This is a genomic window from Sphingomonas sp. NFR15 (genome assembly GCF_900103265.1).
Taxonomy (GTDB): Bacteria; Pseudomonadota; Alphaproteobacteria; order Sphingomonadales; family Sphingomonadaceae; genus Sphingomonas; species Sphingomonas pollutisoli.
Genome location: NZ_FMWX01000001.1, coordinates 522183 through 540994, shown reverse-complemented (window position 1 = coordinate 540994; position 18812 = coordinate 522183). Strand labels below are relative to the sequence as shown.

General features: G+C 66.7%; 22 protein-coding genes. 9 read left to right on the top strand and 13 right to left on the bottom strand.

Going from position 1 to position 18812, the window contains the following annotated elements:
• Positions 1–298: 298 nt before the first annotated feature.
• From BLS81_RS02490 to BLS81_RS02475, 4 genes are all read left to right on the top strand, one after another.
• Positions 299–964 (top strand): energy transducer TonB, encoded by a 666-nt coding sequence (locus tag BLS81_RS02490; protein ID WP_093220279.1) that lies wholly within the window; start codon positions 299–301, stop codon positions 962–964.
• 61 nt (positions 965–1025) lie between these two features.
• The gene (locus BLS81_RS02485; protein WP_093220276.1) at positions 1026–1784 is read left to right on the top strand and encodes a MotA/TolQ/ExbB proton channel family protein; all 759 of its coding nucleotides are present in this window, start codon (positions 1026–1028) and stop codon (positions 1782–1784) included.
• Positions 1785–1877: 93 nt separating this feature from the next.
• Positions 1878–2363: an ExbD/TolR family protein gene (locus BLS81_RS02480; protein ID WP_176786986.1), complete on the top strand. Its 486-nt coding sequence runs from the start codon at positions 1878–1880 to the stop codon at positions 2361–2363.
• Between the two features lie 46 nt (positions 2364–2409).
• Positions 2410–2835, top strand: a complete 426-nt coding sequence (locus tag BLS81_RS02475; RefSeq protein WP_093220270.1) for an ExbD/TolR family protein — start codon at positions 2410–2412, stop codon at positions 2833–2835.
• A gap of 101 nt (positions 2836–2936) precedes the next feature.
• On the opposite strand, the gene dcd is transcribed toward BLS81_RS02475, so the two are convergent.
• The 5 genes from dcd to BLS81_RS02450 all read right to left on the bottom strand — a co-directional run bounded on the left by dcd (position 2937) and on the right by BLS81_RS02450 (position 5535).
• A complete protein-coding gene (gene dcd / locus BLS81_RS02470; RefSeq protein ID WP_093220268.1) occupies positions 2937–3491 on the bottom strand; it encodes a dCTP deaminase in 555 nt (184 codons plus the stop codon).
• A 64-nt stretch (positions 3492–3555) separates the two neighbouring features.
• Positions 3556–3888: a hypothetical protein gene (locus BLS81_RS02465; protein ID WP_093220266.1), complete on the bottom strand. Its 333-nt coding sequence runs from the start codon at positions 3886–3888 to the stop codon at positions 3556–3558.
• The gene (locus BLS81_RS02460) at positions 3888–4361 is read right to left on the bottom strand and encodes a cytidine deaminase (RefSeq protein ID WP_143023269.1); all 474 of its coding nucleotides are present in this window, start codon (positions 4359–4361) and stop codon (positions 3888–3890) included. Before BLS81_RS02460 ends, BLS81_RS02465 begins: the two co-directional genes overlap by 1 nt.
• Entirely contained in the window at positions 4358–5047 is a 690-nt protein-coding gene (locus BLS81_RS02455; RefSeq protein WP_093220261.1) for a glycoside hydrolase family 25 protein, read from the bottom strand. The genes BLS81_RS02460 and BLS81_RS02455 overlap by 4 nt, the downstream gene beginning before the upstream one ends.
• Before the next feature lie 5 nt (positions 5048–5052).
• A complete protein-coding gene (locus BLS81_RS02450; protein WP_093220259.1) occupies positions 5053–5535 on the bottom strand; it encodes a UPF0262 family protein in 483 nt (160 codons plus the stop codon).
• A 117-nt stretch (positions 5536–5652) separates the two neighbouring features.
• On the opposite strand from BLS81_RS02450, the gene BLS81_RS02445 reads away from it, so the two are divergent.
• Positions 5653–7146, top strand: a complete 1494-nt coding sequence (locus tag BLS81_RS02445; protein ID WP_093220256.1) for a replicative DNA helicase — start codon at positions 5653–5655, stop codon at positions 7144–7146.
• Positions 7147–7343: 197 nt separating this feature from the next.
• On the opposite strand, the gene BLS81_RS02440 is transcribed toward BLS81_RS02445, so the two are convergent.
• The 8 genes from BLS81_RS02440 to BLS81_RS02405 form a co-directional block, all read right to left on the bottom strand.
• Complete coding sequence (locus BLS81_RS02440; RefSeq protein ID WP_093220254.1) at positions 7344–8102, bottom strand: phosphoadenylyl-sulfate reductase; 759 nt, start codon at positions 8100–8102, stop codon at positions 7344–7346.
• Positions 8083–8523 (bottom strand): DUF934 domain-containing protein, encoded by a 441-nt coding sequence (locus BLS81_RS02435; protein WP_093220251.1) that lies wholly within the window; start codon positions 8521–8523, stop codon positions 8083–8085. The genes BLS81_RS02440 and BLS81_RS02435 overlap by 20 nt, the downstream gene beginning before the upstream one ends.
• 102 nt (positions 8524–8625) lie before the next feature.
• Positions 8626–10257, bottom strand: coding sequence for a nitrite/sulfite reductase (locus BLS81_RS02430; protein ID WP_093220248.1), 1632 nt, complete (start codon positions 10255–10257; stop codon positions 8626–8628).
• A gap of 235 nt (positions 10258–10492) precedes the next feature.
• Entirely contained in the window at positions 10493–10783 is a 291-nt protein-coding gene (locus BLS81_RS02425; RefSeq protein ID WP_093220246.1) for a DUF2849 domain-containing protein, read from the bottom strand.
• Positions 10780–11571: a uroporphyrinogen-III C-methyltransferase gene (gene cobA / locus BLS81_RS02420; RefSeq protein ID WP_093221735.1), complete on the bottom strand. Its 792-nt coding sequence runs from the start codon at positions 11569–11571 to the stop codon at positions 10780–10782. The genes BLS81_RS02425 and cobA overlap by 4 nt, the downstream gene beginning before the upstream one ends.
• Positions 11572–11725: 154 nt before the next feature.
• Positions 11726–11905 carry a hypothetical protein gene (locus tag BLS81_RS02415; RefSeq protein WP_093220243.1) on the bottom strand — a complete coding sequence of 60 codons (180 nt, stop codon included), beginning with the start codon at positions 11903–11905 and terminating at the stop codon, positions 11726–11728.
• 76 nt (positions 11906–11981) lie between these two features.
• On the bottom strand, positions 11982–13397 hold the full coding sequence (gene astD / locus BLS81_RS02410) for a succinylglutamate-semialdehyde dehydrogenase (protein WP_093220240.1): 1416 nt from the start codon (positions 13395–13397) through the stop codon (positions 11982–11984).
• Positions 13398–13445: 48 nt separating this feature from the next.
• A complete protein-coding gene (locus BLS81_RS02405; protein WP_093220238.1) occupies positions 13446–14807 on the bottom strand; it encodes a protein adenylyltransferase SelO family protein in 1362 nt (453 codons plus the stop codon).
• 37 nt (positions 14808–14844) lie between these two features.
• On the opposite strand from BLS81_RS02405, the gene BLS81_RS02400 reads away from it, so the two are divergent.
• The 4 genes from BLS81_RS02400 to BLS81_RS02385 are packed head-to-tail and all read left to right on the top strand — an operon-like array spanning position 14845 to position 18805.
• The gene (locus BLS81_RS02400) at positions 14845–15717 is read left to right on the top strand and encodes an alpha/beta fold hydrolase (protein ID WP_093220235.1); all 873 of its coding nucleotides are present in this window, start codon (positions 14845–14847) and stop codon (positions 15715–15717) included.
• A gap of 35 nt (positions 15718–15752) precedes the next feature.
• A complete protein-coding gene (locus BLS81_RS02395; protein WP_093220233.1) occupies positions 15753–16514 on the top strand; it encodes an SDR family oxidoreductase in 762 nt (253 codons plus the stop codon).
• A complete protein-coding gene (locus tag BLS81_RS02390; RefSeq protein WP_093220230.1) occupies positions 16511–17629 on the top strand; it encodes a glycoside hydrolase family 130 protein in 1119 nt (372 codons plus the stop codon). Before BLS81_RS02395 ends, BLS81_RS02390 begins: the two co-directional genes overlap by 4 nt.
• A gap of 39 nt (positions 17630–17668) precedes the next feature.
• Entirely contained in the window at positions 17669–18805 is a 1137-nt protein-coding gene (locus BLS81_RS02385) for a glycosyltransferase family 4 protein (protein ID WP_093220229.1), read from the top strand.
• Positions 18806–18812: the final 7 nt, after the last annotated feature.

The window sequence follows — 18812 nt, the reverse complement described above, 5'->3', positions numbered from 1 at the left end:
GGCTGCTGGGCGCCCGCGGGAGGGCAAGACAATGCTGCGACCGCGCAAAAAAGTGCGATTGTGGGAATCTTCGCCATTCTTGCTGGTTAGCCGATCGTTTCGTCTGGATACAGAAATAATTCTGCCACGGAGGCGCGCTAGGGCTTTTTGCGGGGACAAAGCGTTTGCTTCGCGGTTTTCGCCGCGATACAGGTTTGGCCTGTCCAGGATACACTAGCCCACGCAAGGGCAGTTACGAGCGGGCATTACGGCACGGTACAAAGCGCCGCCGTCGTATACAGAGGAGTTTCGTTACTGAATGGCTTACGCTGATCGAGATACAAGTGGCAGCCGTATTGTCTCGATCGTGATCGTTTCGATCGTGGTCGCGGCATTCGGGTGGGCATTCGTGAACGGGCTTGCCTTCAAATACATCAAGAAGGCGCAAGAGAAGCTCAATACGTTCGACGTGGCGCCCCCGCCACCGCCGCCGCCGGATAAACCGCCGCCCCCGCCGCCGCCAGATCAGCCGCAGGTGCAGCCGCCGCCCGTGGTGTCGCCGCCGCCGATCGTGCAGGTCCAGACGCCGCCGCCGGTGATCCAGACGGTACAGACCCCGCCGCCGGCAATCCAGATCACGCCGCGCGCCGCTCCGCCGGCACCGCCAGCGCCGCCCGCGCCGCCGGTCGTGTCGAAGGCCGCCGGCCTCAAGGGCAACCCGGGCCAGTTCTTCGGTCCCGACGCATATCCCGCCGCGGCGCTGCGCGCCGAAGCTCAGGGTCGCGTCGTGGCGAGGCTCACGGTCGGCACCGATGGCCGCGTGACCGACTGCCAAGTGACGACGTCGAGCGGAAACTCCGACCTCGATTCGACCACGTGCAGCATCGCCAAGCGTCGCGTGCGGTATTCGCCCGCGATGGATGCCTCGGGCACGCCGATCGTTTCGACGACGACGCTGCCGGTCAAATGGGTTTTGCCTGAATAATCATCTTCCCCGGCGCACCTGCGATTGGGCGCCGGGGGTTTATTGAGAGGGAAGTTACCGCATGCTCACCACCATTCTCGCTGCCGGGGCGACGCCGCCCGAGAACAACTTCGGCCTGATGAACTCGCTGAACGAAGGCGGCCCGGTCACCTGGACCGTCGCGATCATTCTGACCATCTTCCTCTTCTTCACGCTCTACATCCTGTTCACCAAGCTGTTCGAGCAGCAGAAGGTCATCAACCAGGGCAAGCGCGTCGGCGCCTCGTTCTGGACCGCCAACAGCCTGCGCGAAGGCGCGGCGAAGCTCGAGAAGAACTCGGCCTACCGTCAGATCGTCGATGACGGCCTGACCGCGCAGGAGCAGCACGGCCGCCTGACCGATCCGGTCGAAGCGCACGACTGGGTCCATGGTTCGCTCGCCCGTTCGGAAGCCGCGATCAACTCGCAGCTCGGCGGCGGTCTCGCCTTCCTCGCCACGGTCGGTTCGACCGCGCCGTTCATCGGTCTGTTCGGTACGGTGCTCGGTATCTACCGCGCGCTCATCAAGATCGGCCAGGCTGGCCAGGCGTCGATCGACAAGGTCGCCGGTCCGGTCGGTGAAGCGCTCATCATGACCGCCTTCGGTCTGGTCGTCGCGGTTCCGGCGGTGCTCGCGTTCAACTACCTGCAGCGCCGCAACAAGGCGATCGCCGAGAACCTCAGCGCGTTCTCGAACGACGTGCTCGGCTATATCGCGTCGGACGGCGCGGTGAAGCCGACGATCGCCGCGCGCAAGGCTCCGGTGGCTCCGGCCAAGCCTGCGACCACCGTTACCAAGTAAGCAGCATATGGGAGCCGTTCATGCGGCGGCTCCCACCCTCCGCTGCCGGAGAATGCTCCGGCAGTACGACTGTTGAGAATAGGATAGCCGTCCATGGCGATGAGCACTGGCGCACCAACTGACAGCGATACGCCGATGTCGGACATCAACACGACGCCGCTCGTGGACGTCATGTTGGTGCTCCTCATCATCTTTCTGATCACCGTTCCGGTGGTGGTTCAGAACATCAAGCTGAAGTTGCCGGACGTGAAATACGATCCGACGACGACCAAGCCCGAAAACGTCAGCCTGTCCGTGATCGAAGACGGCAGCGGCAATTGCGCGGTCTATTGGAACCTCACGCGGGTGACGCATGAGGAACTGCTGAAGCGCGCGGTCGACAAGCTCGAAGCCGAAGTCAAGCGGCTCGGCGGCGCTGCCAACCTGACCCCGGACGATCTGCCCGAGGCGCACATCCGCGGCGATGTGAACGTGCCCTACAAGTGCATCGGTGGCGCGATCTACACGATGCAGATGGCGGGCTTCGCGAAGGTGGGCTTCATTTCGCAGCCGCCGCCCAACGTCGTCCCCGGCGAATGATCACCACGTCGTCTTTTTGGGACCGCGGTTTTAGGGAATTTTCGATATGGCAATGAGTTCTGGTCGCGGTGAAGGCGATCCCATGATGGACATCAACACGACGCCGTTGATCGACGTCATGTTGGTTCTGCTCATCATGTTCATCATCACCATCCCGCCGCAGACGCATGCGGTGAAGGTCGATCTGCCCATCAACAGCAATCACCCGGCCAATCCGATCGACGCCACCAAGAACAAGGTGATCGTCGATTCCGCCGGCGTGGTGCAGTGGAACGGCAGCCCGGTCGATCTTGTGACGCTCCAGCAGTATCTCGAGCAGACCAAGACGATGAACCCGGAGCCGGAGCTGCACTTCCAGCCCAATCCGGATGCGAAGTACGAGAAGGTCGATACCGTCCTCGCCGTCATCAAGCGGTCGGGCGTCTCGAAGCTCGGCTTCATCGGCAACGAGCAGTATCGCAACGATTTCTGATCGTTCCGGCGTAACTTCCAGGTTCCAAAGGCGGCTCTTCGGGGCCGCCTTTTTTGTTGAGCTGCTGGGAGGCGGTGCGGACGATCCCGCTGGCTGCGCCGTCAGAGGCGCGGCAAGGTCACGCCGCGCTGCCCCATATATTTGCCCGCGCGGTCCGCATAGCTCGTCTCGCACGGCTCGTTGCCCTGCAGGAACAGGAACTGGCATGCGCCCTCGTTCGCGTAGATCTTGGCGGGGAGCGGGGTGGTATTGGAGAATTCGAGCGTGACATGCCCCTCCCAGCCGGGTTCGAGCGGGGTCACGTTGACGATGATGCCGCAGCGCGCATAGGTCGATTTGCCGAGGCAGATCACCAGCACGTCGCGCGGCACCCGGAAATATTCGACCGTCCGCGCCAGCGCGAAGCTGTTCGGCGGGATCACGCACACGTCGGTCTTGCGATCGACGAAGCTGTTCGCCGCGAAATCCTTGGGATCGACGATCACGCTGTCGATGTTGGTGAAGATCTTGAACTCGTCCGAAACGCGCGCGTCATAGCCATAGGATGACAGCCCGTAGGAGATGCAGCCGTCGCGCTTCTGCCCATCGACGAACGGTTCGATCATGCCGGTCGTAAGCGCCTGCTCGCGAATCCAGCGGTCTGACATCACGGACATTGAGCGCTCCTGTTGGGGCGCACGCTTTCGCCGGAAAGGCGGGGCAGGGCAAGACCCGTCGGCGCTACGCCAACCGGTCGAGCCACGCCTGGGCTTGCTTCGGCTCGCCCGGCGCCTGCGGCGAGACCCGGCCGCGCGATGCGAGGAATTCCTGCTGAAGCGCGAACGGTGGCATACCGAGCTGCGCGCGAGCCTTGTCGATGGTCTCGCCGATCTCGGCCAGTTCGTCGAGCACCGGCGCGGCGGCCGCGCGCGCCGCGCGATCGGCGGTGTGACCGAACAGCCCCCATTTTCCCGCAGCCGCCACGCGCAGCGCGGCGATCAGCGCCTCGCGATATTCGGCTTCGAGTTCGATGCGCCGATCATCGAGGCGGGCGAGGCGGTCGGCCTTGGCCATCAGACGCCGATGCCGAGATCGGCCGGGCCGAAGGCGTGCGGCAACAACTCCGAAACCGTGTAACGCTCGACCGCGTCGCCTTCCGCCGCCGCGCACCAGATCGTCACGTCGCGGCCGCCCATCTGCGCGGCTTCGTTGATGACCTGGCGGCAGCGCCCGCACGGCCCGACCACCGCCGCCCCGCGCGGCACGCCGCCTGCGTCCATCGCGCCGCCGATCACCGCGACCGCGACGACGTCGCGTAGCCGCCCGGCGCCGCTCGCGGTCGCCAGCGCGACCGTCTCGGCGCACAGCGACAGGCCGTAGCTGGCATTCTCGAAGTTCGCGCCGGTCACGACGCCGCCGTCCGCGAGCAGCACCGCCGCGCCCACGCCGAACCGCGAATAGGGCGCGTGTGCGTTGCGCGCCGCCGCGCGCGCCGCAGCGACCAGCCGGTCGCGCATCATGTCGTCGAGAACGGAAGTTTCATTCATGGTCGCACCACATCCCAATTGACCGGACCTTCGATGCCGTCGATCCGGCGCATGTCGTTCGCTTGCCACATCCGCCACGGCCGGGCGGCATAATCGGGCGGGAAGAAATTGCCGGTCGCCCACACCGGGCGGTCGAACGCGGCGGTCACATGATAAGCGGCGTCGAACGGCCGGCTGATCTTGAGCAGCACCGGCTTGCCGGTATGCGCCTCGACCATCGTCAGGAAACGGCGCAGCTCGGCGATCACCGCGGGCGCATCGGGCCGCGCGGCGCAATCATCGGTGAAACCGAGTTCGATCGCGGCGGGAAGCGCATCGGGGGTGCGTGGCACGGTCGTGTTGAAATTGTTCGCCTGATCCACCGCGAGATGACACAGCGAATAGCGGTGCATCGCGCCGCGCCGCATGCCGGTCTTGGGGACGGCATCCCAATTGGCGGCGAAGCGCATGTCGCGGCCGGCGGCGCCGCTGGTCGCGCGGACATAGGCGAAGTCGGCGCCGGCGCCGTGGACCGACCACCATTCGATTTCGCCCTGCGCATCGGACACGTCGACGCCCTGGATCGGGTATTTCGCGCTCGGTCGCCATTGCAGCGCGAGCGCCGAGGCCGCGCAGGCGAGCGCGATCAGCAGCACTGCCACCACGCCCATCGCGGCGAGCCGCTTCGCCCAGGTGTTGAGCCGCATCGCCGTCAATTCCGGATGTGGAGCACGCAGATCAGCGTGAACAGCCGCCGCGCGGTGGCGAAGTCGATCTCGATCTTGCCAGCCAGCCGCTCCTTGAGCAGCGCGGCGGCTTCGTCGTGCAGCCCGCGCCGCGCCATGTCGATCGTCTCGATCTGCTGCGGCGTGGCGTTGCGGATCGCCTGGTAATAGCTGTCACAGATCGCGAAATAGTCTTTGATCGGCCGCCGGAAGCGCCCCATCGCCAGCACATAGGTTTCGAGATGCGTGCCGTCCTCGCGGTGGATGGCGATGCCGAGCCGGCCTTCCTCGACCGCCAGCTCGATCCGGTACGGCCCGGCATAGCCGTCCGCATAGGCGCGCTGGGGCGCGAAATAATTCTCCTCGATCAGATCGAAGATCGCGATCCGCCGTTCTTGCTCGATATCGGCCGAGCGCCACAGGATCGTGGCCTCGTCGAGCGAGACGTGGATGATGCGCGGGTCCGCCATCCCAGCGGCCCTATCGGGGAAGTCGCCGCCCGACAATCACCAGCTTATCCACACCTTGCACGTCCGATCCGGCGCAAGCGGGTTTGAGCGCGCGGGCGGGCGGGCTAGAGAGCGGCGATGGCTACCGCATTCGCAACCCCCGTACCGTCCGCCCCCGAGGCACCCGTCCTTCCGCAGAACGTCGAGGCCGAGGCGGCGATGCTCGGCGCGATGATGATCGACAACCGACTCGCCGACGATCTGATCGACAAGCTCGAACCCGAACATTTCTTCGAACCGCTCCACGGCCGCATCTTCGCGGCGATTCGCAAGCTGCGCGGCACCGACATGCTGGCCACGCCGGTGACGCTGCGGCCGCTGTTCGATGCCGATCCGGGCATGAAGGAGCTGGGCGGCCCCGGCTATCTCGCGCAACTGACCGGCAGCGGCGCCGGGCTGATCGGCGCGCGCCAGTTCGCGCAGCAGATTTACGATCTGGCGATGCTGCGGACGCTGGTGACGGTCGGGCGCAGCCTGGTCGATCGCGCGCTCGATACCTCCGAGGAGGTCAATCCGCGCGCGCAGATCGAACTGGCCGAAGAGGAGCTGTTCAAGGTCGCGGCGGATGGTGGCAGCGAGAGCGCGGTCAAGAGCTTCGCGCAGGCGACCACGCTCGCGGTCAAGATGGCGCAGCGCGCGCTCAATTCGGGCGGCAACCTCTCGGGCATCACCACCGGGTTCGATTCGATCAACGGCAAGATCGGCGGCATGCATCATAGCGACTTGATGATCCTTGCCGGGCGACCGGGCATGGGCAAGACCGCGCTCGCCACCAACATCGCGTTCAACGCCGCGCAGCGCTACATGCGCGACCGGGCCGACGGGCTGCCACACAGCGAATCGGTCGGCGCCAAGGTCGCGTTCTTCAGCCTCGAAATGTCGGCCGATCAGCTCGCCACGCGTATCCTCGCCGAGCAGGCGCGGATCAGCGGCGAGGCGCTGCGCATGGGCAAGATCAGCAAGACCGAGTTCAACCAGCTTGCCGCCGCCGCCGCCGAGCTGGAGAATTTGCCTTTGTTCATCGACGACACCGCCGGCCTGTCGATTGCGGCGCTGCACACGCGGATGCGGCGGCTCCAGCGCCGGCACAACAACGAGATCGGGCTGGTGGTGGTCGATTACCTCCAGCTCCTGACTGGATCGGCCAAGGCGTCGGGCGACGGGCGCGTTCAGGAAATTTCGGAGATTTCGCGCGGCCTGAAGACGCTCGCCAAGGACATGAACGTGCCGGTGATCGCGCTGTCGCAGCTCAGCCGCCAGGTCGAGCAGCGCGAGGACAAGCGCCCGCAGCTTTCGGATCTGCGCGAATCGGGCTCGATCGAACAGGACGCGGACATGGTGATGTTCGTGTTCCGCGAGGATTATTACGTCGCCGCCAAGGAGCCGAAGCGCCCGGTCGAGGGGGACAGCGCCAAGATCTTCGAGGATCACGCGCAATGGGCAAGCGAGATGGAGCGCGTGTTCGGTCTCGCCGAGTTCATCGTCGCCAAGCAGCGCCACGGCGCGACCGGCAAGGTGATCCTCAAGTTCGAGCCGATGTTCACCCGGTTCAGCGATTATGTCGGGTATTGAGCTCGGCTGACGTGTATTCGTGGCGGGGGGCGATCAGCGCAGAACCGCGTTCCGCAAGCCTCGGGTATCCAACGTGGACGGCACCATCCATCCGTTCGTGCTGAGCGAAGTCGAAGCACGTGTCACGGGCGCCGCGCTTCAGGCACGTGCTTCGACTTCGCTCAGCACGAACGGGTAGGTTGCGTTCGATCTCGCGCTCAGAACACCGGTTCTTCGCCGGGCTTCTCGGCGACGTGGATGCCGCATTCGACCTTTTCCCACCCACGCCAGCGGCCCGCGCGCGGGTCTTCGCCGGGGAGCACCTTGCTAGTGCAAGGCTGGCAGCCGACCGACAGATAGCCATCGGCTTCGAGCGGGTGACGCGGCAGGTCGTGCGCGTTGAAATAGGCCTCGAGATCGGCCTTCACCCAATCGCCGAGCGGGTTGATCTTGAGCCGGCCGTCCTCGATCTCGAACCGCGCGATGTTCTGGCGCGTGCTCGACTGGAACGCCTTGCGGCCCGAGATCCAGCTATCGAGATCCTGCTTGGCGCGCTTGAGCGGCTCGACCTTGCGGATCTCGCAGCAGCCGTCGGGATCGTAGGACCAGCGCAGGCCCTTCTCGTCCTTCGCGGCGATCACCGCCGGGTCGGGTTCGACCGACCAGGACGCGCGCAGGCCGAGCCGCTTCACCAGCGCATCGCGATAGGCGAGCGTCTCGGGGAACATCTTGAGCGTATCGACGAAGATCACCGGCACGCTCGGGTCGGCCTTGGCGACGAGATCGAGCAGCACCGCGCTTTCGGTGCCGAACGACGACACCACCGCGACGCGCCCGAGCAGCCCTTCCGCGAACAGTGCCGTCAGCATCGTCTGCGCATCGACGCCCGCGAACCGCGCGTTGAGCGCGTCGGCATCGGCCTGGGTGAAGGCGGGGCGCGTGTCGATGATGTCGAGCTTACGAGCGGGGCTGGCCATGACGCAGTTTCCAAACAGGCACGGCACGGTCAGCCGCCCCCTGATATACGTGCTCGTAGCGCGACAACGAGGCGTGCAGCGTGGCAGAATCGATTTCAGTGCGGGGAGCAAAACTATCGAAGCCACACCGCCGCATCGGCACGATCTGATCGACCAGCACGTCGCCCTCGGCGCGCAGTTCGCCGGTGTAGCCCGCCTCACGCAGGATACGCGCCGCCGAATAGCCGCGCCCGTCGCGGAAGGCCGGGAACGCCACTTCGACCAGCGCGAGCTGGCCGAGGTGCGGGAGCAGCGCACGGACATCGTCACCCGGTTCGATGCGGACGGCAGTCGCGTTGGTCTGGCCGAGGAAGGCGTCGAGCGTGACGGCGGGCTCCTCGTGCGGGGCGTCGTCGCGGAAGCGGAGGGGGGAATCGGTCATTGGCAACCATCCGTCACCCCAGCGGAAGCTGGGGTCTTGTTGGGGAGGGCACGGCAGGAGCCGCGGGAGACCCCAGCTTGCGCTGGGGTGACGGCCTGGGAATCACCCATACAGCGCCACCTTGAACGGCTCCATTCCGACGCGCCGATAGGTATCGAGGAACCGCTCACCCGCCTCGCGCCGCTCCAGATACACGTTGGTCACCGTCTCGACCGCGTCGACGATGCCGTCCTCGTCGAAGCCGGGGCCGGTGATCTTGGCGATGCTGGCATCCTCCGCGCCCGATCCGCCGAGCGAGAGCTGATAATTCTCGATGCCCTTCTTATCGACGCCGAGGATGCCGATGTGCCCGGCATGGTGGTGGCCGCAGGCGTTGATGCAGCCGCTGATCTTGAGCTTCAATTCGCCAAGCTCGCGCTGGCGGCCGAGATCGGCGAAGCGGTTGGCGATCTTCTGCGCGACAGGGATCGAGCGCGCATTGGCGAGCGCGCAATAATCGAGGCCGGGGCAGGCGATGATGTCGCCGATCAGATCGAGGTTGGCGGTGGCGAGGCCGGCGGCGTCGAGCGCCTGCCAGACCGCGTAGAGATCGGCCTTGCGGACGTGCGGCAGCACGATGTTCTGCGCATGAGTCACGCGAAGCTCGTCGAACGAGTAGCGCGTGCCGAGATCGGCCATCACATCGAGCTGGTCGGCCGAGGCGTCGCCGGGGATGCCCTCAGTCGGTTTGAGGCTGATCGTGACAATCGCATAGCCGGGCTGCTTGTGAGGGCGCACGTTCTGATCGACCCACACCGCGAAATCGGGATCGCTGCGGTCAATCGTGTCGGGCGCGTCGGCGTCGAACGCGGGGGGGGCGAAGAAGGCGCTGATCCGTTCCAACTCGGCGAGCGGCGGGTCGATGCCCAGCGTCTTCACATGCGCGAACTCTTCCTCGACCTGCCGCGCATATTCGGCCGCGCCGATCTCGTGGATCAGGATCTTGATCCGCGCCTTGTAGATGTTGTCGCGCCGGCCGTAGCGATTGTACACGCGCAGGCACGCTTCGAGATAGCTCATCAGATCGTCGGCGGTGACGAAATCCTTGATCTCGGGCGCGACGAACGGGGTGCGCCCCATGCCGCCGCCGACATAGATCTTCGCGCCGAGCCGGCCGTCGCGCGTGAGCAACTGGATGCCGATGTCATGCAGCCGCATCGCCGCGCGATCCTCATCGGCGCCGATCACCGCGATCTTGAACTTGCGCGGCAGATAGGTGAACTCCGGGTGGAAGGTGCTCCACTGGCGCAGCAGTTCGGCCCAGGGGCGCGGATCGGTGACCTCATCGGCGGCGGCGCCGGCGAACTGATCCGACGAAATGTTGCGGATGCAATTGCCCGAGGTCTGGATCGCGTGCATCTCGACCGTCGCCAGTTCGGCGAGGATGTCGGGCGCCTGATCGAGCTTGATCCAGTTGAACTGGATGTTCTGCCGCGTGGTGAAATGGCCATAGCCGCGATCATATTTGCGCGCGACATGCGCGAGCATGTGCATCTGCTTGCCGGACAGCGTTCCATAGGGCACCGCGACGCGCAGCATATAGGCGTGAAGCTGGAGATACAGGCCGTTCATCAGCCGCAGCGGCTTGAACTGATCCTCGGTGATCTCGCCCGCCAGCCGGCGCTTCACCTGATCGCGGAATTCCTCGACGCGGGCATCGACGATCGACTGGTCGTAAGTGTCGTACTGGTACATCAGAAAGCCCTGACTTTTGGCACGCGGAGGCGCGGAGGCGCTGAGAAGAAAGAGAATGGGTTCGCGCAGAGGCGCAGAGGGCGCAAAGAGCGAATCGCGGGCGGCAGCGCGCTTGTTTTTCCCTCGGCCGCTGGGAAGTCTTCCGTCCGCACCGTTGCGCCGACGCCTCTGCGTCCTCCGCGCCTCTGCGCGAACACGCCTTCTACTCCGCGCCTTCGCGCCTCCGCGTGAACCATCACAGCACCACCTGTGGCGACGCCTCCGGCGCCAGCGTCAGGTCCATCCGCACGGTCGGGCCGAGCGCGCGGACACGATCCTTGATGTGGGCGGGGCGGGGGCCGTCGGGGGTGAGCGTCGCCTCGATCACATAGGGGCCGTTGACGCGGCGCGCGGCCTCCTCGAGCTTGCCGAGCGCCTCGCCCTCGCTGCCGACATCGGCGGCGTCGGTGACATGGCGCGACCAGCCCGAGCCGGTCCACCAGATCACGTCCCCGGTCGGCAAGTCATTCCCCGTCAACAGCTTCACGCGAACGTCCCCTCGGCAACCGTCGCCCAGCGTCCGAGCCGCTCGTGGGCGTCCGACAGATCGACGACCTCGCCTACAACGATGATGGCTGGGCTCGCCACCTTTTCGCGCTCCACCATCGCGCCGAGATCCGCGAGCAGCGTACGTAGCGCGCGTGCCCCGGCGAGCGTGCCGCGTTCGAGCGTGGCGACCGGCATGTCGGGGGCGACCCCGTCGCGCATCAATTTGTCGGCTATGTCGGCAGCGGTCGCGACGCCCATGTAGATGACGAGCGTGCGGCCCTTGCCGGCGAGCCCCGACCAATCCTGATCGGCGAGCCCCTTGCATTGGCCCGCGACGAAGCTCACCGCGCTCGAATAGTCGCGGTGGGTGAGCGGCAGCATCGCCTCCGCCGCGCAGCCGAGCGCGGCCGAGACGCCAGGGATCACCTCGACCGGCAGCCCGGCGGCGCGAACCGCCTCGACCTCCTCGCCGCCGCGCCCGAAGATGAACGGATCGCCGCCCTTCAGCCGCACCACGATCGCGCCGGTCTTCACATGCGCGACGATCAGCGCGTTGATCGACTCCTGCGGCAGCGTGTGCCGCGCGCGGCGCTTGGCGACCGAGATGCGCTGCGCCGCGGCGGGGGCGAGATCGAGCACGCGCGGGTCGATCAGGCCGTCATGGACGACGATGTCGGCGGATTTGAGCGCCTCGACGGCGCGCACGGTGAGCAGGCCGGGATCGCCCGGACCCGCGCCGACGAGGATGACGCGCCCGCGCGCGTGGGGATCTAGCAGCGTAGCCATGTGCGCCCGATGCGCGAATTGGCCGGGCCGCACAACCGATGCCTGCTTTTGCGGCGGGTAGGGAAACTTTGCGTCGGTCCTTTTCAGTCGAGACGCCGAAAGGTGGACCGCCCGGGTTCGAACGCGCGCCCAAAGGGCGAGAATCGTGCGTCGCTCAGCGCTTGGGCATGTCCAGTTCGCGCGCGCGCTGGGCGAGGCGGATCGCCTCGTCGATCAGTTCGGCGGCGAAGTCGGGCGCCTTTTCGCGGACGGCGATCGACAGACAGTTGCTGGCCTGCTGGCGGAGCTTGTTGGAACGCGGAGAGCGGGTCGAGTCTGGTGTTTCGGTCGTCACGGTCGCTCAATCGCTTATCCGACAGGGAGGTTCCGCGGCTCGTCGCAGCCCGCCGAAGCGATGCGACGAGCCGTGCTCAGGCGTCGCGCAGGCCGACGCCGATGCTCGCGCGGGCCTGTTCGGCCTCGCTCGAAACCACCGGATAGGCGCAATAATCCGCCGCGTAATAGGCGCTCGGCCGGTGGTTGCCCGACCAGCCGATGCCGCCGAACGGCGCGGCGGACGAGGCGCCATTGGTCGGCTTGTTCCAGTTGACGATGCCGGCGCGCGCATTGGCCCAGAACTGATCGTAAAGCACCGGATTCTGGCTGAGCAGCGTCGCCGACAGGCCGTAACGGGTATTGTTCGCCTCGGCGATCGCATCCTCGAACGTTTTGGCCCTGATCACCTGCAGGATCGGGCCGAACAACTCGACGTCGGGGCGCTCGGCTATGTCGGTGGTGTCGATCATCGCCGGGGACAGGAACGGCAAGCCGGCCTTGGGGCGCTCGAGATGGCGGATCGGGCGCCCGCCGCGCATCATCAGTTCGAGGAAGCTCTCGCTCAGCAGATCGGCCGATTCGTTATCGATCACCGGACCCATGAACGGGGCGGGCTTGGCGTGCGGCGCATCGACGATTATGCGGCCGACGAGCGCACATACCGCGTCGATCAGGGGATCGTGAACGCGTTCATCGACGATCAGCCGGCGTGCGGCGGTGCAGCGTTGGCCCGCGCTCATGAACGCCGACTGCGCGATGATCACCGCCGCCGCGTGGACATCGGGCGATTCCCACACCACGATCGGGTTGTTGCCGCCCATTTCGAGCGCGAGGATCTTCTCCGGCCGGCTGGCGAAGGCGCGGTTGAGCGCGATGCCGGTGCGCGCCGAACCGGTGAACAGCAGCCCGTCTATGCCGTCGTGCGCGGCGAGCGCCTTGCCCTCGTCCGGGCCGCCGAGCAGCAGCCGCACGCAGCCCTCGGGCACGCCGCTTTCATGGAAGCATGAGACGAGGAACGCGCCGACCGCCGGCGTCTTCTCGGACGGTTTGAACACGACCGCATTGCCGGCGAGCAGCGCGGGGACGATATGGCCGTTGGGCAGGTGCGCGGGGAAATTATACGGCCCCAGCACCGCGAGGACGCCGTGGGGCTTGTGGCGCAGAGCGATCCGACTGCCCATCGGCGCGTCGAGGCGGCGCTGCGCGGTGCGCTCCGCATAGGCTTTGATCGAGATGTCGACCTTGGCGATGACCGTTTCGACCTCGGTATGCGCCTCCCACAGCGGCTTGCCGGTTTCGCGCGCGATCAGATCGGCGAAGGCATCGGCGCGCCCGCGCACGACGTTGGCGAAGCGGCGCAGCGCCTCGGTACGGTAGGCGAGCGGACGTGACGCCCAGCTCGCCCAGCTCTCGCGGGCGATGGCGACCTCGGCATCGACATCGCCGGATTGGCCCCGCCACAGTTCGGCGTTCGTCGCCGGTTCGAAGGAGATGAGTTCATACGCGGACATGGCGTGTGCCCTTGCCCGAATTCGGCACCGGAATCCACCGCATCCGCATCACGCCAGCGCCGCGCCCATCTCGCGGATCGCGGTGATCTTGCTCGCGAACAGCGACCAATCGTCGCGGTCCGCGATCGCGGACCAGATCGCCTCGACCTCGCCGATCACCATCGCGCAGGGCGTGTCGTCGCGCCAATAAAGGTGGTCGCGGGCTTTGCGCGCAGCATAGGGCGCAACGCGCGCGCGGGCTTCGGCGAAGGCGTCGCCCTCGGGGATATGGCCTCCGAAAGCATCGAAGAAGAAGCGGTCGACCGGCAGCATCTCGGCGCGCAGGCCGTGTTCGACCGCGCCGACCAGCGCCGCGTCCTCCTCCGCGCCGCGCCGGGCGAGGCCGAGCCGCCACAGGATCGCCTCGCTCACGGCGGCCTGATAATGATCGCCGAACGTCTCGAGCACCGCGATCAGCGGCGCCGCCTCGCTCACCGTGCGCAGCGATACCGCGAGCTGCATCGCGTTCCAGTGGATCGCCTCGGGCTGGCGGCCGAACGCATAGAGACCGGCATGGTCGAAATAGGCGGCGGTGAAAGCCGGATCCCAGGTCGGCAGGAACCGCCACGGGCCATAATCGAAACTCTCACCGGTGACGTTGATGTTGTCGGTGTTGAGCACGCCATGGACGAACCCCGCCGCCATGTAGCTGGCGGCGAGCCGGGCGGTGCGCCGCACCACCAGATCGAGCAGCCGGGTCGCCGGTTCGTCGCCGGGCTCCTCGCCGTACAGGTTGCGCAGCACATAGCCGATCAGCCGCGTCATCGTCTCGGCGTCGCGCAGATAGGCGAGCCGCTGGAAGGTGCCGATGCGGATGTGGCTGTGGCTGAGCCGAACCAGCACCGCCGAGCGGGTGGGCGAGGGTTCGTCGTTGCGCTCGAGCGCCTCGCCGGTTTCGATCAGCGAGAAGCTGCGCGAGGTTTGCACGCCGAGCGCTTCGAGCATTTCGGTCGCAAGCACTTCGCGCACCCCGCCCTTGAGGGTGAGGCGGCCGTCGCCGAAACGGCTCCACGGCGTCTGGCCGCTGCCCTTGGTGCCGAGGTCCATCAGCCGGCCGCCGTGGTCGCGCATCTGCGCGAACAGGAAGCCGCGCCCGTCACCGATGTCGGGATTGTAAGAGCGGAACTGATGGCCGTGATAGCGCAACGCGAGCGGTCGCGGCAGATTGTCCGGCAAGGGCGCGAACCGGCCGAAATGCCGCGTCCATTCGGCGTCGCTGAGTGCGGCCAGCCCGACCTCGTCGGCGGCGCGATCGTTGCGGAAGCGCAGCCGGGTTTCCGGGAAGTTCGCGGCTTCAACAACGTCGTACACGGCATCGCCCAGTTCGAGGATGCGCGGATCGGGGCGATATGCTTGCGGGGTTTCGTTCATGCCGCGATATGGGTGCGCCACAGCCGAGGACGCAACCATGCCCGCCTATGAAAACCGATACTGGTGGTCGAACGACGGGCTGCGGCTGCATTATCGCGCCTATCCCGGCCGCGAGGATCGACCGCCGATCATCTGCATTCCGGGGCTGACGCGCAACGCGCGCGATTTCGAGGATCTCGCCCCGCGCCTCGCCGGCGAATGGCGGGTGATCGCGCTCGATCTGCGCGGGCGGGGTGAAAGCGCCTATGCCAAGGATCCGATGAGCTACGTGCCGATGACCTATGTTCAGGACATCGAGGCGCTGCTCGCCGAACTCGGCGTTTCGAGCTTCATCGCGTTCGGCACGTCGCTCGGCGGCATCCTGACGATGCTGCTGGCGGGCGCCGCGCGCGAGCGGCTGGCGGGGGCGCTCATCAACGACGTCGGGCCGGAGATCGAGCCGGCGGGCATCCTGCGCATTCGCGGCTATGTCGGCAAGTCGAACACCTGGCCGACCTGGATGCACGCCGCGCGCGCGGTGGCGGAAAGCAATGCCGACGCTTTCCCCGACTACACGATCGAGGATTGGCTGGTGATGGCGAAGCGGCTGTACCGGGTGAACAGCGCCGGCCGCATCGTGCTCGATTACGACATGAAGATCGCCGAGCCGTTCCGCGTTCCGGGCAACGAGGCCGGCCTCGATATGTGGCGCGCGCTCGCCCGGCTGGAGGGCGTGCCGACGCTGATCGTCCGCGGCGCGCTTTCCGATCTGCTGTCCGATGCGACCGCGACGCGGATGGCCGAGACGCTCGATCTGGCCGAGCTCGTCACCGTGCCGCAAACCGGGCACGCGCCGACCCTTTCCGAGCCGGTCGCGGTGGCGGCGATCGACCGGCTGCTGGCGCGGATAGGGGAACCGGTGGCGGCCTGAACCGTCTCTCCCGTACCACCGAACGGGAGTTTTGCATGCTTGATCTCGCCGACGCGCATACCGCCGTTTCAACCCTTTCCGGCAAACGCATCCTCGTCACCGGCGGTACCACCGGCATCGGCCGGGCCATCGCCGTGCTGCTGGCGAGCGAAGGGGCGCGGCTGCACGTCTGTGGCCGCACGCCCGAGCATCTCGCCGACGCGGTCGGGCGGATCAGCGAGGTCGGCACCGGAGCCGGCCTCAACGTCGATCTTGGCGAGCCGGGCGCCCCCGAGCGCTACGTCAAGGCGGCGAGCGAATGGCTGGGCGGGCTCGATGTGGCGGTCATCAACGCGGCGATCCCCGCCGAGGGCCTGACGGACATGAGCGACAGCGAACTGCGCTATGCCATCGCCGTCGATTTCACCGCCTATCTCACCAGCGCTCATGCCGCCGCCGAGGCGATGGGCGCGGCGGGTGGCGATATCGTGCTGATCGGCTCGGTGTCCGCGCACGTGCTCGGGCCGGGATCGACCGTTTACGCTGGCATCAAGGCGGGCATCGCCGGTTTCGCCGAGGCGCTGCGCAAGGAACTCGGGCCGAAGAACATCCGCGTGACCTTGGTCGAGCCGGCGCTGACCCAGTCCGACATGCACTATCCGGACATCGACGCCGAAAAGCAGAAGAGCATGGTGCGCGAGGAGAAGATGCTACGATCGGAGGATATCGCGGTGGCGGTGCATTACGCGCTGACCCAGCCGCGCCGCGCGGTGGTGCAGCAGATCGTCGTCGCGCCGCGCCTGAGCGAAGGGGAGTGACCGTGGCGTTCGACGCAATCGTGTTCGATCCGCGCGATGTCGATCTCGCGCGCTCGCCGCTCGCCGGCAAGCTCGGTGCCGAGACCTATGTGTTGGGCGCCTTCAACCCCGGCATGACGCGGCTGCCGAACGGCAATCTGCTGCTGATGGTCCGCGTGGCCGAGGCGCTCAAGCAACCGATCGTCGATCAGCACATCCATGCGATCCGCTGGGACGACGGCGGTTATGTGCTCGATCCGTGGCCGCTGGAGCACGTCGATACCGCCGATCCGCGCAAGTTCATGATGCGCGGCGGCGGCTGGAAGGTGATGGCGCTGACCTCGCTGTCATGGCTATTGCCGGTCGAGCTGTCCGCAGACGGCGCGGACGTCGTCGCGGTGCATTATGACAGTGCCATCGCGCCGCGCGCGCCCTATCAATGCTACGGCGTCGAGGATGCGCGGATCACGAAGGTCGGCGAGCGCTATCTGATGACGACCTGCTCGGTCAGCCCCGAGCGGCATTCGACCACGCTCTACACGTCGGACGATGCGCTCGATTGGCGGCTCGAAGGCATCGTGCTCGATCATCAGAACAAGGACATGCTGATCTTCGAAGGCCGGATCGGCAGCAAATATTTCGCGCAGACCCGCCCGCTCGGCGACCTTTATTTCGCCTATCCGCCCGGCAGCGAGTGGCGCGCGGGGCCGTCGATCAACCTGGCCTCGTCGCCCGACGCGATCCACTGGAAGCCGTATGACAAGCCCGGCATCCGCCCGCACGCCAAGACGCTCGCCACCGCGCGGATGGGTGGCGGCGCGCCGCCGGTGCTGACCGAACGCGGCTGGCTGACCTTGTGGCACGGTGTCGAGCCATCGGGCGTGGTTGGCATCTATCGCACCTATTGGTCGATCCTCGACCGCGACGATCCGTCGGTGGTGGTCGCGACCAGCGACACCGCCGTTCTGGAACCCGCGCCCGAGCTGACCGAGCCGATCAAGGATTTGATGTACCTCGACAATGTCGTGTTCACCACCGGCATCGCCGACGCGGGCGACCATTATGTCGTGGCGAGCGGCGAGGCCGATCTCGCCTGCCGGATCACGCATGTGTCCAAGGCGATATTTTCGGCCTGAGCCTTGAAAGCCGGGTGCGAAACCGGGCAGGGGCGAGGGATGCCCGCGGTGAACATCCTCCACCTTCATTCCAGCTTCAGCCTCGGCGGCAAGGAAGCGCGCGCGGTGCGGCTGATGAACGCGTTCGGCGAGCGCGCGCGCCACACGATCGTCTCGGCGATGCCCGACCAATATGGCGCGCGCGATGCCATCGCGCCCGGCATCGCCTATGAGATCGCGCAGAACCCGCCGCCGCTGACCGGCCGCCCATCGGTCGCGCGATATGAGGCGATCGCCCGCTACATGCGCCGCTTCGATCTGGTGCTGACCTATAATTGGGGCGGCATAGACGGCGTGATGGCGCGCCGCGTCGCCGGAATGAAGGGGCCGCCGGTGGTCCACCACGAGGACGGCTTCAACGAGGACGAGGCGCAGGGCCTCAAGCCGCAGCGCAACATCTACCGCCGGATCGCGCTCACCGCCGCGCACGCGCTCGCGGTCCCCTCGGTCACGCTGGAGACGATCGCGCTCAAGACGTGGAAGCAGCCCGCCGAACGCGTTCACCGCATCGGCAACGGCATCGCCACCGCGCGTTACGCGGTGAAGCCCGCGCCCGATGCGATCCCCGGTTTCCGCCGCAAGCCCGGCGAGATCGTGATCGGCACGCTCGCGGGCTTGCGTCCGGTCAAGAACCTGCCGCTGCTGGTCCGCGCGGTCGGCGGCATGGCCTCGCGCGCGCGGCTGGTCATCGTCGGCGAGGGGCCGGAGCGTGAGGCGATCCGCGACGCGGCCGAGGCGATGGGGCTGGCAGACCAACTCGTCATGCCCGGCTTCCTGCCCGAGCCGCACCGATATGTCGGGCTGTTCGACATCATGGCGCTGTCGTCACGTAGCGAACAGGCGCCGATCTCGATCATCGAGGGGATGGCGGCGGGGTTGCCGATCGTTGCGCCGCCGGTCGGGGACATTCCCAACATGGTCGCGCCCGGCAACCTTCCCTATATCGAGAACGCCATCGACGAAGTTCGCATCCGCGATGCGTTGCAGGCGATCGCCGGGGCCGAGCCGGCCGCGCGCCGCTGGCTGGGCGAGCAGAACCGGGCCAAAGCGGTGGCCGAATATGACGAGGGGACGATGATCGCGCGCTATGCGGCGCTCTATTCCGGGGCACTCGGAAGGCCCGGTTGTCTGGGCTGAGTCCTAA

Bases quoted from the DNA above. Each gene is read 5' to 3' on its own strand.
- BLS81_RS02490 (WP_093220279.1), top strand. From the start codon at position 299: ATGGCTTACGCTGATCGAGATACAAGTGGCAGCCGTATTGTCTCGATC.
- BLS81_RS02485 (WP_093220276.1), top strand. From the start codon at position 1,026: ATGCTCACCACCATTCTCGCTGCCGGGGCGACGCCGCCCGAGAACAAC.
- BLS81_RS02480 (WP_176786986.1), top strand. From the start codon at position 1,878: ATGGCGATGAGCACTGGCGCACCAACTGACAGCGATACGCCGATGTCG.
- BLS81_RS02475 (WP_093220270.1), top strand. From the start codon at position 2,410: ATGGCAATGAGTTCTGGTCGCGGTGAAGGCGATCCCATGATGGACATC.
- dcd (WP_093220268.1), bottom strand. From the start codon at position 3,491: ATGTCCGTGATGTCAGACCGCTGGATTCGCGAGCAGGCGCTTACGACC.
- BLS81_RS02465 (WP_093220266.1), bottom strand. From the start codon at position 3,888: ATGGCCAAGGCCGACCGCCTCGCCCGCCTCGATGATCGGCGCATCGAA.
- BLS81_RS02460 (WP_143023269.1), bottom strand. From the start codon at position 4,361: ATGAATGAAACTTCCGTTCTCGACGACATGATGCGCGACCGGCTGGTC.
- BLS81_RS02455 (WP_093220261.1), bottom strand. From the start codon at position 5,047: ATGCGGCTCAACACCTGGGCGAAGCGGCTCGCCGCGATGGGCGTGGTG.
- BLS81_RS02450 (WP_093220259.1), bottom strand. From the start codon at position 5,535: ATGGCGGACCCGCGCATCATCCACGTCTCGCTCGACGAGGCCACGATC.
- BLS81_RS02445 (WP_093220256.1), top strand. From the start codon at position 5,653: ATGGCTACCGCATTCGCAACCCCCGTACCGTCCGCCCCCGAGGCACCC.
- BLS81_RS02440 (WP_093220254.1), bottom strand. From the start codon at position 8,102: ATGGCCAGCCCCGCTCGTAAGCTCGACATCATCGACACGCGCCCCGCC.
- BLS81_RS02435 (WP_093220251.1), bottom strand. From the start codon at position 8,523: ATGACCGATTCCCCCCTCCGCTTCCGCGACGACGCCCCGCACGAGGAG.
- BLS81_RS02430 (WP_093220248.1), bottom strand. From the start codon at position 10,257: ATGTACCAGTACGACACTTACGACCAGTCGATCGTCGATGCCCGCGTC.
- cobA (WP_093221735.1), bottom strand. From the start codon at position 11,571: ATGGCTACGCTGCTAGATCCCCACGCGCGCGGGCGCGTCATCCTCGTC.
- astD (WP_093220240.1), bottom strand. From the start codon at position 13,397: ATGTCCGCGTATGAACTCATCTCCTTCGAACCGGCGACGAACGCCGAA.
- BLS81_RS02405 (WP_093220238.1), bottom strand. From the start codon at position 14,807: ATGAACGAAACCCCGCAAGCATATCGCCCCGATCCGCGCATCCTCGAA.
- BLS81_RS02400 (WP_093220235.1), top strand. From the start codon at position 14,845: ATGCCCGCCTATGAAAACCGATACTGGTGGTCGAACGACGGGCTGCGG.
- BLS81_RS02395 (WP_093220233.1), top strand. From the start codon at position 15,753: ATGCTTGATCTCGCCGACGCGCATACCGCCGTTTCAACCCTTTCCGGC.
- BLS81_RS02385 (WP_093220229.1), top strand. From the start codon at position 17,669: ATGCCCGCGGTGAACATCCTCCACCTTCATTCCAGCTTCAGCCTCGGC.